Here is a 16,317-nt window from a genome sequence, read left to right on the forward strand (position 1 = left end):
CCAGTGGTGAAATCAAGCCATGCAACAACGCTTAGGTCGTTCGCAATGACGACTTTCAGTATCCACGCAATAACGCCTTACAAGAATCAAGTATATTTATACATTCTCTTCATCAAGCTTTACAGCTGCTTTACGCATTTTATCCATAAAGTAACCGGTTCCCGCAGGTACCAATCGTCCAACTATCACGTTTTCTTTTAGCCCTCGTAGCTTATCTATTTTACCGGCAATAGCTGCTTCAGTTAAAACTCTAGTAGTCTCTTGGAATGATGCCGCAGAGATAAACGATCTAGTTTGCAGAGAAGCTTTAGTAATACCTTGTAATATTAATTGTGCTTCAGCAGGTTTTAAACCGTTTTTAATAGCTTTTTCATTTATCTCCTCGAATTCATGTCTATCTATTTTTTCCCCTGCTAATAAGGTAGTGCCACCTGAATCCGTGATTTCTACTTTTTGTAACATCTGACGAATAATAACTTCTATGTGCTTATCATCAATCTTTACACCTTGTAGACGATAAACGGCTTGCACCTCTTTAACAATATAATTTGCAAGAACCTCTACACCCATTACTTTTAAAATATCTTGAAGTACTGGATTACCATCAATCAATAAATCGCCTTTTTTAACAAAGTCACCTTCGTTAACTACAACATGCTTGCCTTTGGGTACCATATACTCAATAGACATTGTTTCATCAATCGGATGTATAATAATACGTCTCTTAGATTTATAGTCTTTACCGAATTCTACTCTACCGTCAATTTCGGCAATAACTGCGTGATCTTTAGGGCGTCTTGCTTCTACAAGCTCGGCAACTCTCGGTAAACCACCGGTAATATCTTTAGTAGTGGTTGATTCTTTCGGTATACGTGCAATAATATCACCTACAGATATTTGTACTCCGTCTTCTACGCTTAAAACTGCTCCAACCGGCAAGTAATATCTAGCTTCTAAACCGTTTGATAAGGCTATAACTTCACCTTTAGCATCTAAAAGCTGTATACGCGGACGTAATTCTGCACCGCGTGAATATTGCTTTGATTCAATAATAACTTTACTCGGTATTCCAGTAGCCTCGTCAGTTACGTCACGAATAGAAATACCCTCAACCATATCTTTGAATAAAACTTTACCTGATTTCTCCGTGATAATCGGTATAGTATAAGGATCCCACTCCGCTAGTTTTTGAGTTTTAATAACCATATCACCGTCATCAACAAGTAATCTAGCACCGTATGGAATTTTATGACGAGCCTTTTCATTACCGTTATTATCAAGTAATAATAATTCACAATTTCGGCTCATAACAATTTTACGTTCTTCGGAATTAATAACAACGTTACGACTTATAATTTTCACTTTTGCGTCATAGGAAGCTTCTACGGAAGAAACTTCAGCACCTTTTGTTGCCGCTCCTCCGATATGGAAAGTTCTCATTGTAAGCTGCGTACCTGGTTCACCGATAGATTGAGCAGCAATAACCCCGATTGCCTCACCCTCCGACACCAACGTACCGGTAGCAAGATCCCTACCGTAACATATGCTACATATACCGGTAGTACTTTCACAGGTTAATACGGATTTTATCATAATTCTGTCGAGTCCAGCCGACTCAATCTGCTCTAACTTTGCTTCATTAATAAGCTCGCCTTTATTGAGAATTAGATCATTAGTTACAGGATGAAATATATCGATAGCAGCAGTACGGCCTAAAATCTTTTCAGCTAAAGGTACTATAACTTCTCCCCCTTCAATAACACTCTTAACTTCAATCCCTTTATCAGTTCCACAATCTTTTTCGGTAATAATACAATCTTGTGCAACGTCTACTAATTTTCTTGTTAAGTAACCTGAGCTTGCTGTTTTTAAAGCCGTATCTATTTGACCTTTACGCATTCCGTTAGCAGAATTAAAACACTCAAATTCAGTTAATCCTTCCTTAAAGTTAGAGATAATAGGAGTTTGTATAATTTGACCGTTTGATTTGGTCATTAAACCTCGCATACCGCCTAACTGCTTAATTTGCTGGAAAGAACCTCTTGCTCCGGAGATAGCCATCATATATATAGCATTTATTTTTTGATGATTCGGATCATCACTAACCGGCGGCGTAGCAATCTCTTTCATCATGTCGTTTGCTACTCTATCGGTACATCTTGACCAAGCATCAACTACTTTATTGTATTTCTCTCCATAAGTAATTAAACCGTTTGAATATTGTTGTTCAAATTCTTTTATTTCAAGCTGAGTTTCATTGATATGAGTACTCTTAGATTCCGGTACTACCATATCGTCCATTCCAAAAGAAATACCTGAAGAACAAGCATATTTAAAACCTAGTTTCATTAGCTGATCGGCAAAAATTACCGTAGCTTTTTGACCGCAGTGACGATAAACTAAATCTATAACTAATGATATGTCTTTTTTAGTTAGTTGTTTATTAATAAACTTGAATTCTATATTAGGGTTAGAAGGCAATAATTCACCGACCATTAACCTACCGTAAGTAGTATCAATGATAACAGGGACCATTTTACCTTCGGCATTTAGCTGATTTCTACGATATTTTATCTTTGTATGAATAGTTATAAATTTATTATATAAGGCATGTTCCATCTCAGCTAAATCTGAGAACATCATCCCTTCGCCTACTTCATTATCAAATGCAAGGGTTAGATAATATAAACCAAGTACTATATCTTTATCCGGTACAATAATAGGACGTCCGTTTGCAGGGCTTAAGATATTATTTGTAGACATCATAAATACCCTAGCTTCAAGCTGTGCTTCAATCGATAACGGAATATGTACCGCCATCTGATCACCGTCAAAATCTGCATTAAACGCAGCACAAACAAGCGGATAAAGCTGAATCGCTTTACCTTCGATTAATAGCGGTTCAAATGCTTGAATACCTAATCTATGCAATGTCGGAGCTCTATTAAGTAAAACCGGATGCTCTCTTATGACTTCTTCAAGCACATCCCAAACTTCAGGCTTTTCAGCTTCCACCATTCTTTTTGCGGCTTTAATAGTTGTAGCAATACCGTACAACTCAAGCTTAGAATAAATAAACGGCTTAAATAGCTCCAATGCCATTTTTTTAGGTAAACCGCACTGATGAAGCTTAAGCTCAGACCCGACCACGATAACCGAACGTCCTGAATAGTCAACCCTTTTACCAAGTAGGTTCTGACGGAAACGACCTTGCTTACCTTTAAGCATATCACTTAATGACTTAAATGGACGCTTATTAGCATTTTTCGCTGCTCTACCTCGACGACCGTTATCAAATAACGCATCCACCGCTTCTTGTAACATTCTTTTTTCGTTCCTGACTATTATATCAGGAGCTTTTGACTCTATTAGTTTCTTTAAACGATTATTTCTATTAATTACTCTTCTATAAAGTTCATTTAAGTCCGAAGTAGCAAATCTTCCGCCGTCAAGCATAACAAGCGGTCTAATTTCAGGAGGAATAACCGGCAAAACATCCATAATCATCCATTCCGGCTTGTTTTCCGACTCTAAAAAATCCTCTACTAATTTTAAACGCTTTACTAATTTTTTCTTTTTGACTTCTGAGGAAGTGGTTTGTAATTCCTCGTATAATTCTTGCTTTAACTTTAAAAAATCAATCTCTTTAAGCATTTGTTGTATTACTTCTGCACCTATAGAGGCAGTAAATGCATCTTCACCGTACTTATCTTTTGCTTTCTGTAATTCTTCCTCTGTTAAGAGTTCGCCTTTTTGTAAAATCGATAACCCTGGGTCAACTACTACATAATTTTCAAAATAAAGAATCTTTTCTACATCTCGCATTGTCATATCAAGAAGCGTACTAATTCTTGAAGGTAGTGACTTTAAAAACCAAATGTGAGCAACGGGAGCTGCAAGTTCAATATGCCCCATTCTTTCACGTCTTACTCTAGAAACCGTAACTTCAACGCCGCATTTCTCACATGTAATACCACGATTTTTCATCCGCTTATATTTACCGCAGAGACATTCGTAATCTTTTACCGGACCAAAAATTCTTGCACAAAATAAACCATCTTTCTCAGGTTTAAAGGTTCGATAGTTAATTGTTTCAGGTTTTGTTACTTCACCGAAAGACCACGAACGTACTTGATCAGGACTTGCTATATTAATCCTTATTTGATCAAATTGTTGAGTATTACTTAATTGTCCGTAAAAATTTACTACGCTCATAAATACTTTTCCTTAAAAATTACATCGTATACTTCTTTATATGTCATTCCCGCCTGGCATTGTTCCTTGGATACCACCTCATCATTGCGAGAAGAATTACATAGTAATTCGACAAAGCAATCTCAGGAGTTTGTTATTATTTCATGAGATTGCCACGCAGCCTACGGCTGCTCGCAATGACGAGGTAGTATCCACAGAAGAACTAGCTCGAAGTTACTTCAAGCTTTACGTTAAGACATAAAGATCTAAATTCTTTTATCATAACATTAAATGATTCAGGAATGCCTGATTCAAAATTATTTTCACCACGTACTATAGAATCGTAAGTTTTGATCCTACCGTTTACGTCATCCGACTTAACCGTTAACATTTCCTGTAACGTATAAGCCGCACCGTAAGCTTGTAATGCCCAGCATTCCATTTCTCCGAAACGCTGTCCACCGAAATGAGACTTACCTCCAAGCGGTTGCTGAGTTACTAAGCTATAAGGTCCTATAGAACGAGAGTGAATTTTATTATCGACTAAGTGATGCAGCTTCAGCAAATATTTCTGTCCAACGGTCACTAGACGGTCAAAATATTCACCGGTTCTACCGTCAATTAATTTTACTTGTCCTGAAGGATCTTGACCGGCAAGTTTTAACATATCTTTAACGTCCTGAACTTTTGCTCCGTCAAATACAGGAGTTGCAAAATGTACGCCTTTACTTACTTTATTACAGAAAGATATAATCTCTTCTTCCGATCTTTCAAGTATATAATTAATATTCTCTCCGTATAGCTCAAGTAAGAATTTCTTAATCTGCTCAATACCTATATGTTTATTTTTATATTCCTTTACTAAGGTAGATATTTTTTTTGCTAAATTTATTGATGCCCACCCAAGATGCGTCTCTAAAATCTGCCCTATATTCATACGAGACGGAAGGCCTAGAGGGTTAAGAACGATATCTACCACAGTTCCATCTTCTAAAAACGGCATATCTTCTTCAGGTACGATACGTGAAATAACCCCTTTATTTCCGTGCCTTCCTGCCATCTTATCCCCGGGCTGTAATTTATGCTTAGTTGCGATAAATACTTTTACTACTTTTAAAGCTCCCTGAGGTAAATCATCACCGCTTTGCAATTTCTCTACCTTAGTAGCAAATCTTTTATCGAGGGCATCTTTTTTCTCATCATAATGAACTTTAATTTGCTCTATTTCATTCATTACATTTGCATCTTCCACGGTAAGCTGCCAAAATTGCCCTTTAGATAAACCTTTTAGCATTTCACTAGTAATTGTTTGTCCTGCTTTTACTTGCTTAGGACCGTTAACAATCACCTGCCCTATTAAAAGCTTTTCAAGCCAACTAAACACAAAATGCTCAATAATTTCTAATTCGTCGTCTCTGTCTTTTGCTAATTTTTCAATTTGTTGTTTTTCAATAGCAATAGCTCGCTGGTCTTTTTCTACACCCCTACGAGAAAATACCCTTACTTCTACTACAGTTCCGCTAACTCCGGAAGGTACATGCAGAGATGAATCTTTTACATCAAAAGCTTTTTCCCCGAAAATAGCACGTAGTAGCTTCTCTTCAGGAGTAATAGGCGATTCACTTTTCGGTGTTACTTTTCCGACTAAAATATCACCGGCTTTTACTTCTGCACCTACATAAATTATTCCGACTTCATCAAGATGACGCAACGCTTCTTCGCTTACATTCGGTATATCACGGGTAATTTCTTCAGGACCAAGGCGTGTATCTCTAGCTATTACTTCAAACTCTTCAATATGAATAGATGTAAATACATCCTCTTTTACTATACGTTCAGATATTAAAATTGAATCTTCAAAATTATAACCGTTCCAAGGTAAGAAAGCCACAAGCACATTTCTACCTAAAGCAATTTCACCGTTATCCGTACTAGGACCATCAGCTATAATATCGTTTTTCTTAACGTAATGACCGACCTTAACTAAAGGCTTTTGATTTATACAAGTATTATGATTGGATTTTTGGAATTTTAATAAATTATAAATATCAACAGAAGGAGAACCGTCAATCTTTTGTTCTAGAGTTCTAATCACTATTCTATTTGAATCTACCTGCTCAACAATACCGTCATGTAATGCAAGTACTGATGCTCCGGAATCTTTAGCTACTACCCCTTCAACTCCGGTACCTACAAAAGGTGCATCTGTTTTAATTAAAGGAACGGCTTGTCTTTGCATGTTTGAACCCATCAAAGCACGGTTAGCATCATCGTTTTCTAAGAAAGGTATAAGAGAAGCCGCAACCGATACTACCTGCATAGGAGTCACATCAATAAAATCTACCTCTTGCGGTTCTACCATTACAAAATTACCGCCTTCAACACGGCAATTAATAAACTCTCCTTGTAACTTTCCGTCTTTATCAACTTTAGAATTTGCTTGTCCAATTTTGTATTTACCTTCTTCAATAGCAGAAAGATATACCACTTCATCAGTTACATGCCTATCTTTAACTCTTCTATACGGACTCTCTATAAAACCGTGTTTGTTTATCCTAGCATAAGTAGCCATAGAGTTAATTAACCCGATATTCTGACCTTCAGGTGTTTCAATAGGACAAATACGACCGTAATGAGTCGGATGTACGTCACGCACCTCAAAACCTGCTCGATCTCGACTAAGCCCCCCGGGACCGAGTGCCGACAGCCTTCTTTTATGAGTTATTTCCGATAATGGATTTGTTTGATCCATAAATTGGGATAATTGGGAGGTACTAAAAAATTCTTTTACGACTGAAACTAAAATCTTGGAATTTACTAAATCATGAGGCATTACGGTATCAACATCACCTGCCGACATCCTTTCAATTACAGATTTTTCCATCCGGACTAAACCTATTCTAAATTGATTTTCTATCAATTCACCTACCGATCTAACCCTTCTATTACCTAAATGATCAATATCGTCTATGATACCTTTACCGTCTTTAAGCTCTACTAAAACTCTTACGATATTTTTAATATCATCAATTGTTAAAACCGTAACTTCTTCAGAAATATTCAGCTCTAACCTAGAATTCATTTTTATTCGTCCGACTTCTGAAAGGTCATATCTTTCCGCATCAAAGAATAAATTATAAAACAGGTTTTCAGCCGCTTCTATATTAGCAGGTTCACCGGGTCTTAAAACTCTAAAAATGTCACATAATGCTGCCTCACGGTCCTGATTCTTATCAGCAAATAAGGTATTTCTTATATATGGACCGGATTGAGGATTGATTACTAATACATTAACATTTTTAATTTTAAGATCATTAATAACATTTAGCATATCGCTAGTTATCATTTCACCGATTTTTGCTAATACTTCATCGCTTGCAGGATCCCTTAAATCTTCGGATAGATATTTGCCGATTAAAGTTTCATGAGCTACTAAAATATTATTAAGCCCTTCCCCGAAATATTTTTTAGCTAAACGCGGAGTAATTTTTTGCCCTGCTTTCAGTAAAACATTTCCGGTATCTGCATCTACTAAATCACTTGTTAAACGATGAGCAGTAATATGCTGAGGTATAAATTTAACCGCCCAACCTTTATTTTTAACAAGCTTATAAGTTACTGAATTATAATAAAATTTTATAATTTCTTCAGTACTCATACCTATAGCTCTAAGCAAAGTAGTAGCATAAAGCTTTCTTTTTCTATCAATCCTAAAATAAATAACATCCTTAGCGTCGAATTCTAAATCAAGCCAAGATCCTCTATATGGAATAACACGAGCAGAATATAAAAGCTTGCCGGAAGAGTGGACTTTTCCTTCATCATGATAAAAGAATACGCCAGGTGAGCGATGCATTTGCGATACAACTACTCTTTCTGTACCGTTAATGATAAAAGTACCGTTTTTAGTCATTAATGGGATATCACCCATATATACTTCTTGCTCTTTAATCCCTTTAATTTCTCTAGTACCGGTATCCTCATCTATATCCCAAATACTTAACCTTAAAGTAACTTTAAGAGGAGCAGCATAACTTAAACTTCTTTGACTGCACTCTTCTACATCATATTTTGGAGTATCGAATTCATATTTTACAAATTCTAAATTAGCAATATTGGAGGAATCTGAAATAGGAAAAATTGAGTTTAATATAGATTGTAAACCTTTATTTTTTCTTTCAGAATCTTTAATATTTAACTGTAGAAAGTTTTTTTCATATGAATTTTTTTGAATTTCAATCAAATTCGGTATATCTGCTACTAAATTTATATGACCGAAATTTTTTCTTATTCTTCTATTATGTGACAAGGGTTGTGCTTCTATATTATCCCTTAATGAAACCATATAATCTCCTGACTGATAAAATTACTGCCCGTATTGAAGTGATTAGGTCCTATACATTTTTAATAGAATAATCATAATTATGGCTCTTTTTAGCTGTAAATCATAAGTTTTTTTGAAATAGTAATAACCTATCCTCTCAAAAATCTTATTAATTTTTGCTTAAAAATATATCCTAATTATAATCATTAATCAAAAGTGTTCAAAACCTAGGTTCTGTATATAAAATTTAAATTATTTATATTTTAAACAGTAAAATTTTTATTGGAATAGCTACCTATTTCAATAAAATGCTTATAATTTGCAGTAAAATAAAATATACTGTTTTAAATTTTTTTACATAGAACTTAAATTAAAGAAACCTAGTAAGTTTCCTATTTAGATCTTGTGTAGGCTCTGCGAACATTTTCAAAAAGATTTGATTTTGGTTATTTGTTTGTTACAAAAAATTATAAGATTTTTTTTAAATTAGGTACTATTCCTTCAAAAATCTCATTAATTTTCATTAAAAATCAATTATAAATGTTCACAGAACCTAGAAAATTTCAATAATTTAAATTTCTAGACGTATGGTACGTTAACAAAATTATTTTAATTAATAAGATTTTCAATGTAATAGCTTTAACCTATTTCAAAAAAATAACTTACATTAGCTTTAAAATAATTTTTAAACAAAAAAGCCTTATTCAAATTTAATTACTAAAATAAGGCTTTTTAGATTTTAAGAAGTTAATTTAAAGCTATAAAATATTTCATCATGTAATACAAAAAATATTAGGTCCTGTAAAAAAATTAATCTATATTTAGTTGTTTTTGATTGAAAACCACAAGATTTTTTTTGGAATAAAGATAACTGTTCCAACAAGAATCTTATTAATTTTTACTTAAAAATATCTAAAAATACGAATAATTTAATTTTTCTTTACAGAACCTAGTGCAGAAATAATTATTTTAATTCAACTTTTGCTCCAGCAGCTTCTAACTTACCTTTGATTTCTTCAGCTTCAGCTTTTTTCACATTGCTTTTCATAGGCTTTGGAGCTTCATCAACTAATTTCTTAGCTTCAATTAAACCAAGACCCGTAATATCTTTTACGACTTTAATTACTTCAACTTTCTTATCACCTGCAGCCATTAAAACTATTTCAAACTCAGTTTTTTCAGCAGCTGCTTCAGCCGCAGGAGCTGCTGCACCGGCAGCTGCTACAGCTACAGGTGCTGCTGCAGATACACCCCATTTTTCTTCTAGCATTTTCACAAGCTCAGCTGCTTGCATTAATGTTAATGATGATAATTGTTCTTCAATTTTAGCTAAATCTGCCATAATTTTTTCCTTTTTACTTTTTTTATATTGAGAGATTACTGCATCAGGTATTTCAAAGTTAATTAAATTCTTTTTTGTTGCAAATTATAAGATTTTTTTTAAATAAGAACAATTTCCTATAAAAAACCTTATTAATTTTCACTATAAAAGCTCTTTAATTATCAATTAAAATCCCTAGTGCAGTAACCTTTAAGTTAATTTTTACTAGCATGTGCTTGTATTACTCTCGCCATACTCGAAGACGGGGCTTGTAAAACACCTACAACCTTAGTAGCCGGTGCTTGTAATAACCCAACAATTTTACCTCTAAGCTCATTAAGTGAAGGTAGCTTAGAAAGTTCTTTTATTGAATGTTCATCTAATACGTGATTATCGACTATTCCACCAATAATCTTAAGATTATCATTAGCCTTAGCAAAATTAACTACTAATTTTGCCATCTCAACCGGTTCTTTAGAATAAACAATAGCAGTAGGACCTGCAAATAAATTAGCAATACTATCAAGCCCTGTTTGATTTGCAGCTATTTTTGCTAAAGTATTTTTAACTACTTTAAAACCTGCTTCTTTAGATTTAAGTGAGTCTCTAAGTGAACTCACTTGACTAACGGTTAATCCATGGTAATGAGTAATAATTACGGAGGGCGATTCTTTATAAATATTTACAATATCCTCTACTGCTACCGGTTTTTCTGATCTTAACACCTTTTAATTCTCCTTTTATAACACAGTTTAATATATTTAAACTGATACAAATGCTTAAAATAACAAAACTTTTTTATTATTACTATACTACCGTTAAACGGCTATAAAAATTATGCTATACTAGTTAAATCTATTTGTACCGATGCTCCCATAGTAGAAGATAAATACATTGCTTTTAAATAACTTCCTTTTAATCCGGCAGGTTTCGCTTTAATTACTGCCTCAATAAACGCATTTAAATTTTTTAATAAATCTTGGTCTGAAAAAGATAATTTTCCAAGCCCCGCATGAATTATACCTGCTTTCTCTGCTCTATATTCTACTTGACCGCTTTTAGCATTTTTAATAGCATTTTTAATATCTAAAGTTACGGTACCAAGTTTAGGGTTAGGCATTAAACCTTTTGGTCCTAAAATTCTTGCAACTGAACCTATAACTGCCATCATATCGGGAGTAGCTATACATACATCGAAATTAATTTTCCCTGCTTTAATTTCATCAATAATATTTGTTGAACCTACTAAATCTGCCCCAGCACTTTTAGCTTCTTCTTCTCTTTCTTCTTTACAAATAACAGCAACTCTTACGGTTTTACCTGTACCGGCAGGTAAATTAACTACACCACGTACCATTTGATCGGAATGCCTAGGATCAATTCCAAACTTCATAACTATTTCTAAGGTTGGATCAAATTTAACATATGATGCTGACTTTAATCGTTCAACTGCATTTGTTAAATTATATAAAGCATCTGATTTTACTTTTTCTCTAGCTTCTCTTATTTTTTTACCGCCGCTGATTTTTACGGCAACATCTTTCTTATTTGACATAATAATTAATTCCCTACCACTTCAAGTCCTATAGATGCAGCACTACCACAAATAATTTTTGTTGCTGCTTCAATATCTTTTGTATTTAAATCAGGCATTTTTAACTTTGCAATTTCACGACAATCATCCATAGTAACTTTACCTACTACGGCTTCTTTCTTAGTAGCACTAGAACCTTTAGTAATTCTAGCATATTTCTTTAAAAAATAAGAGGCAGGAGGAGTTTTTATTTTAAAAGAAAAACTACTATCTTCATAAACAGTAATTAAAGTCGGCAAAGGTACTCCTTTTTCCGTATCTTTTGTACTATTATTAAATTCATCACAAAATGTTTTAATATTAACTTTTCTTTGCCCAAGAGCCGGTCCTATAGGAGGAGCAGGAGTGGCTCCGCCTGCCGGAATTATCAAGTTAATATAACCTTTTATTGCTTTCTGAGACATTTATAAATATCCTTATTTTTCTCTTAAATTAATAGTGTATAAACTTGTCATTCCTGCGAAAGCAGGAATCTAAAATAAAATATATCTTAAAAAAACAAGTGTTTTATAAGTTGTGCTGGATTCCTGCTTTCGCAGGAATGACATCAGCGATCTTTATTAGGCTAATAGCAACAATATACTGATTAGTATAAAAATCTAACTACCTTTAATCGTTTTTCTTTACTTGGTTAAAATTTAGTTCTATTGGAGTTGCTTTACCAAATATTGATACTGAAACTTTTAACCTATTTTTTTCTTGATCTATTTCTTCTACCGTACCGGTGAAAGTTTCAAAAGGACCGTCTGTAACAATCACTATTTCACCAACTTCATACAATTTAGAATTCTTTGTTTCTTTAGCTTCTGCTTCCAAATTATTAAAAATATTCTGTATTTCGCTTTCCGTAAGAGCTTTTGGTGTGGTCTTGCTTCCTAAAAAGCCGGTTACTCCTGGTATATTTTTTACTAAATGCCAAGATTTATCAGTCATATTCATCTTTATCAAGATATAACTCGGCATTAGTTTTTTTTCTACCTTGACATTTTTACCGCGTTTAACTTCAGAAACTCCAAAAACAGGTATTAATATATCTTCAAAAAAATCCGTCATTTTCTGTTTAGCGATTCTTCTAAGCATATCTTCTTTAATGCGTTTCTCTGCTCCTGATGCCGTATGTACTACATACCACTGCTTTACATTTTTTTCAGAAGAAGGCAATATATTATCTATACTCTGTTCTGTCACAATTTATTCCTTATACTATTTGCCGATATTAAGCAAAAGCTGCATTATGTTATGTATACTATAATCAAGTACCAAACAAATTAGGCTAAAAATAAAAACTGCTACTACCACTACTAATGTTGAAGCAACAAGCTCTTTTCTAGTTGGCCAAACTACCTTATAAGTTTCTTGTTTAACTTGTTCAAAAAACTTATAAATTTTATATTCTTTAAACATATTTTTGTTAGGTAATTTATTAGACTTCTTACAAAATTCTGCTTCTAGAGGTAATTGAGACAATGATCCAGCACTGAAATTCTCACATACTAGCATGTACGCTGCGATTCGAGGTGAAGTATCTCTTTCAAATTTTTCTCTATAAGCAAATTTTGTAAAAATTCTATATTTTATAGCAAAAAAGCTCTAAACCTATAATGGCAGGAGCGACAGGCATCGAACCCGCAACCTCCGGTTTTGGAGACCGGTGCTCTACCAATTGAGCTACACTCCTATCATATTTTTAATAAAAAATCAATAAATTTATTAAAAATATTTGTTATTATTAAAAAATTACTATAATAATCGGTACTTCTAATTTATAAGCTGTCACAGTAAAACAACATTTACCTTTGCAAGACATGACAGTAATTATATCTAATTAGATCCATCAATTATTTTTTAGCTTTAATAATATCAGCTACCTGACTCGGCACTTGATCATAATGAGAAAATATCATACTAAACTGAGCTCTACCTTGAGATAAAGACCTAAGCGTATTAACATAACCAAACATTTCCGCTAACGGAACATTCGCAGTAACTACTTGAGCATTCCCTCTTGGATCCATGCTTTGAATTTGCCCTCTACGACTATTTAAATCACCTATAATATCACCCATATATTCATCAGGAGTGATAACTTCAACTTTCATAATAGGCTCAAGTAATTTAGGATTACCTTTCGGCATCCCTTCTCTAAAGGCTGCTTTTGCAGCAATTTCAAACGCAAGTACACTAGAATCTACATCATGAAACGCACCGTCAACTAAAGTTGCTTTAAAATCAATCATAGGATAACCGGCAATAACACCGGTTTCTCTAATATTATTTAAACCTTTTTCAACACCTGGTATATATTCTTTAGGTACGGCACCGCCGACGATTTTACTTTCAAAGACAAAAGTTTTATTTTTATCTTCATCTTTTAGATCTTTTACCTCTTTTAGAGGCTCAAAAATAATTTTTACACGAGCAAATTGTCCTGCACCTCCGGATTGTTTCTTATGGGTATAATCGATTTCGCAAGCTTTTGTTATAGTTTCACGATATGCTACTTGAGGAGCTCCAATATTTGCTTCAACCTTAAACTCTCTTCTCATACGGTCAATGATAATTTCTAAATGGAGTTCTCCCATTCCTTTTATCACTGTTTGTCCTGTTTCATGATCCGTTGAAACTCTAAATGATGGATCTTCAGCTGCTAAACGAGAAAGTGCAAGACCCATTTTTTCTTGATCGGCTGTTGATTTAGGTTCTACCGCAAGCTCAATTACCGGCTCCGGAAACTCCATTCTTTCTAAGATTACTTGCTTATCCATATCGGATAACGTATCACCCGTAGTAGTATCTTTAAGCCCTGCTAAAGCTACTATATCACCTGCTGATGCTTCTTTTACGTCTTCACGATTATTAGCATGCATTAATAGCATTCTGCCGATTTTTTCTCTTTTATTCTTTACAGTATTAATAACAGTTGATCCGGAAGTAATTTTCCCTGAATATATTCTAATAAAAGTTAATGAGCCGACAAACGGATCATTCATAATTTTAAATGCTAAAGCTGAAAAAGGCTCAGTTATTGAAATAGGAAAATCTTTTTCTTCACCGGTACTTACTTCCATACCTTTTACTATACCTATATCAATAGGCGAAGGTAGGAAATCTACTACAGCATCAAGTAAAGGCTGTACTCCTTTATTTTTAAAAGCACTACCGCATAAAACCGGATAAAATGCTGCTGAAATAGTACCTCTTCTGATTAATCTTTTAATCTCTTCTTCTGTTACTTCTTCACCTGATAAATATTTTTCCATGATCGCGTCATCTAACTCAACAACCATATCAAGTAATTTAGCACGATATTCTTCAGCCTTGTCTTTCATATCGGCAGGTATATCTTCTTCAAAATACTCAGCTCCAAGTGATTCATCTTTCCAAATCACTGCTTTCATTTTAACAAGATCAATTATACCTTTAAAACTTTCTTCAATCCCTACAGGCAACTGAATAACAAGCGGTTTTGCTCCTAAACGATCTTTGATCATTTCAACGCATCTATAAAAATCTGCTCCCATTCTGTCCATTTTATTGACAAAACACATTCTAGGAACATTATATTTATCTGCTTGCCTCCAAACCGTTTCAGACTGAGGTTCAACACCTGCTACGCCGTCAAATACTGCAACCGCACCGTCAAGAACACGAAGCGAACGCTCTACTTCGATAGTAAAATCAACGTGTCCGGGAGTATCGATAATATTAATTATCTTATCTTGCCATCTACAAGTAGTAGCAGCTGAGGTAATGGTTATACCGCGTTCTTGCTCCTGCTCCATCCAGTCCATGGTAGCACCGCCCTCATGAACTTCACCTATTTTATGCGATTTACCGGTATAATATAAAATACGTTCGGTAGTTGTGGTTTTACCGGCATCAATGTGAGCACATATCCCAATATTACGAATATGCTCAAGTTTATTTATTTTACTCATTATATACCCTACCTTATTACATTTTTTTAGGGCTAAAATGAGAGAAAGCTTTATTAGCTTCAGCCATTTTATGAGTATCTTCTTTTTTCTTAATGGCGACACCTCTATTATTAGAAGCTTCAAACAGCTCTTCGGCAAGTTTATCAATCATCATTTTTTCAGAACGTTTTGACGCAGCATTAATAATCCAACGGCTAGCAAGAGTATATCCTCTTCTTTCATCAACATGCGTCGGAACTTGATAATTAGCTCCTCCAACCCTAACCGAAGTTACTTCTAAATGCGGCTTCACGTTATGCATAGCATTATTAAAGGTTTGATAAGGATCGACTCTATGCTTCTTTTCAATTTTATTAAAGGCTGAATAAACAATTTTCTCTGCAAGAGCTTTCTTCCCTTCTTTCATAATATTATTGATAAATCTTGACAGTAAAATACTGTTATATTTCATATCAGGTAAAATTACTCGCTTTTCGGCGGCGTGACGACGTGACATTTTATTTTTTCTCTCTAACTAATAATTTATTTTTTTGTAACTGCAACTTGTTTACGAGGAGCACCATAACGTGAACGACCTTGCTTACGTCCTTTAACTCCAGCAATATCATATGCACCAAGTACGATATGATATTTCACCCCCGGAAGATCAGGAACCTGACCGCCTCTTACTAATACCCTATCATGCTCCTTTACGCTATGCTTCTCACCGGGAATATATGCATTTACTGTTCTTTTATTACTTAAACGCACCGTTGCAATCTTACGAAGTGCAGAGTTAGGCTTTTTAGGGGTAACGGTTTTTACAACTAGGCAAACACCACTTTTAAAAGGATTAGATTCTAAGGCAGGAGACTTGGTCTTACGAGTTTTTGACTTTCTCCCAAAACGTACTAATTGATTATATGTCGGCATTAAAAAAAATACTCCAAAAAAACTTATATATACG

At 34.2% G+C, this 16,317-nt stretch carries 11 protein-coding genes and 1 tRNA gene; all 12 read right to left on the reverse strand.

From position 1 onward, the window contains the following. Positions 1 to 96 precede the first annotated feature (96 nt). The 12 genes from rpoC to rpsL all read right to left on the reverse strand — a co-directional run bounded on the left by rpoC (position 97) and on the right by rpsL (position 16,283). Positions 97 to 4,215 carry a DNA-directed RNA polymerase subunit beta' gene (rpoC, locus tag RF_RS06070; protein WP_011271454.1) on the reverse strand — a complete coding sequence of 1,373 codons (4,119 nt, stop codon included), beginning with the start codon at positions 4,213 to 4,215 and terminating at the stop codon, positions 97 to 99. 202 nt (positions 4,216 to 4,417) lie between these two features. Continuing rightward, positions 4,418 to 8,539, reverse strand: coding sequence for a DNA-directed RNA polymerase subunit beta (gene rpoB / locus RF_RS06075; protein ID WP_011271455.1), 4,122 nt, complete (start codon positions 8,537 to 8,539; stop codon positions 4,418 to 4,420). A 943-nt stretch (positions 8,540 to 9,482) separates the two neighbouring features. Next, positions 9,483 to 9,860, reverse strand: coding sequence for a 50S ribosomal protein L7/L12 (rplL, locus tag RF_RS06080; RefSeq protein ID WP_011271456.1), 378 nt, complete (start codon positions 9,858 to 9,860; stop codon positions 9,483 to 9,485). A gap of 194 nt (positions 9,861 to 10,054) precedes the next feature. Beyond that, positions 10,055 to 10,564 carry a 50S ribosomal protein L10 gene (gene rplJ / locus RF_RS06085; protein ID WP_011271457.1) on the reverse strand — a complete coding sequence of 170 codons (510 nt, stop codon included), beginning with the start codon at positions 10,562 to 10,564 and terminating at the stop codon, positions 10,055 to 10,057. A 110-nt stretch (positions 10,565 to 10,674) separates the two neighbouring features. After that, positions 10,675 to 11,394: a 50S ribosomal protein L1 gene (gene rplA / locus RF_RS06090; protein ID WP_011271458.1), complete on the reverse strand. Its 720-nt coding sequence runs from the start codon at positions 11,392 to 11,394 to the stop codon at positions 10,675 to 10,677. Between the two features lie 5 nt (positions 11,395 to 11,399). Beyond that, the gene (gene rplK / locus RF_RS06095; protein WP_011271459.1) at positions 11,400 to 11,837 is read right to left on the reverse strand and encodes a 50S ribosomal protein L11; all 438 of its coding nucleotides are present in this window, start codon (positions 11,835 to 11,837) and stop codon (positions 11,400 to 11,402) included. Between the two features lie 205 nt (positions 11,838 to 12,042). Beyond that, positions 12,043 to 12,621 carry a transcription termination/antitermination protein NusG gene (nusG, locus tag RF_RS06100; RefSeq protein WP_011271460.1) on the reverse strand — a complete coding sequence of 193 codons (579 nt, stop codon included), beginning with the start codon at positions 12,619 to 12,621 and terminating at the stop codon, positions 12,043 to 12,045. A gap of 15 nt (positions 12,622 to 12,636) precedes the next feature. Next, a complete protein-coding gene (gene secE / locus RF_RS06105; protein ID WP_004996644.1) occupies positions 12,637 to 12,837 on the reverse strand; it encodes a preprotein translocase subunit SecE in 201 nt (66 codons plus the stop codon). Between the two features lie 198 nt (positions 12,838 to 13,035). After that, a tRNA-Trp gene (locus tag RF_RS06110) sits at positions 13,036 to 13,111 on the reverse strand. Between the two features lie 160 nt (positions 13,112 to 13,271). Next, positions 13,272 to 15,371, reverse strand: coding sequence for an elongation factor G (gene fusA, locus RF_RS06115; protein ID WP_011271462.1), 2,100 nt, complete (start codon positions 15,369 to 15,371; stop codon positions 13,272 to 13,274). A gap of 16 nt (positions 15,372 to 15,387) precedes the next feature. Further along, positions 15,388 to 15,867 (reverse strand): 30S ribosomal protein S7, encoded by a 480-nt coding sequence (gene rpsG / locus RF_RS06120; RefSeq protein ID WP_011271463.1) that lies wholly within the window; start codon positions 15,865 to 15,867, stop codon positions 15,388 to 15,390. 26 nt (positions 15,868 to 15,893) lie between these two features. Then, a complete protein-coding gene (gene rpsL, locus RF_RS06125; RefSeq protein ID WP_004996647.1) occupies positions 15,894 to 16,283 on the reverse strand; it encodes a 30S ribosomal protein S12 in 390 nt (129 codons plus the stop codon). Positions 16,284 to 16,317 lie beyond the last annotated feature (34 nt).

It is taken from the genome of Rickettsia felis URRWXCal2, assembly GCA_000012145.1.
Lineage (GTDB): Bacteria > Pseudomonadota > Alphaproteobacteria > Rickettsiales > Rickettsiaceae > Rickettsia > Rickettsia felis.

Excerpts from the sequence above, each read along its gene's own strand:
- rpoC (WP_011271454.1), bottom strand. The coding sequence starts at position 4,215 with ATGAGCGTAGTAAATTTTTACGGACAATTAAGTAATACTCAACAATTT.
- rpoB (WP_011271455.1), bottom strand. The coding sequence starts at position 8,539 with ATGGTTTCATTAAGGGATAATATAGAAGCACAACCCTTGTCACATAAT.
- rplL (WP_011271456.1), bottom strand. The coding sequence starts at position 9,860 with ATGGCAGATTTAGCTAAAATTGAAGAACAATTATCATCATTAACATTA.
- rplA (WP_011271458.1), bottom strand. The coding sequence starts at position 11,394 with ATGTCAAATAAGAAAGATGTTGCCGTAAAAATCAGCGGCGGTAAAAAA.
- rplK (WP_011271459.1), bottom strand. The coding sequence starts at position 11,837 with ATGTCTCAGAAAGCAATAAAAGGTTATATTAACTTGATAATTCCGGCA.
- secE (WP_004996644.1), bottom strand. The coding sequence starts at position 12,837 with ATGTTTAAAGAATATAAAATTTATAAGTTTTTTGAACAAGTTAAACAA.
- fusA (WP_011271462.1), bottom strand. The coding sequence starts at position 15,371 with ATGAGTAAAATAAATAAACTTGAGCATATTCGTAATATTGGGATATGT.
- rpsG (WP_011271463.1), bottom strand. The coding sequence starts at position 15,867 with ATGTCACGTCGTCACGCCGCCGAAAAGCGAGTAATTTTACCTGATATG.
- rpsL (WP_004996647.1), bottom strand. The coding sequence starts at position 16,283 with ATGCCGACATATAATCAATTAGTACGTTTTGGGAGAAAGTCAAAAACT.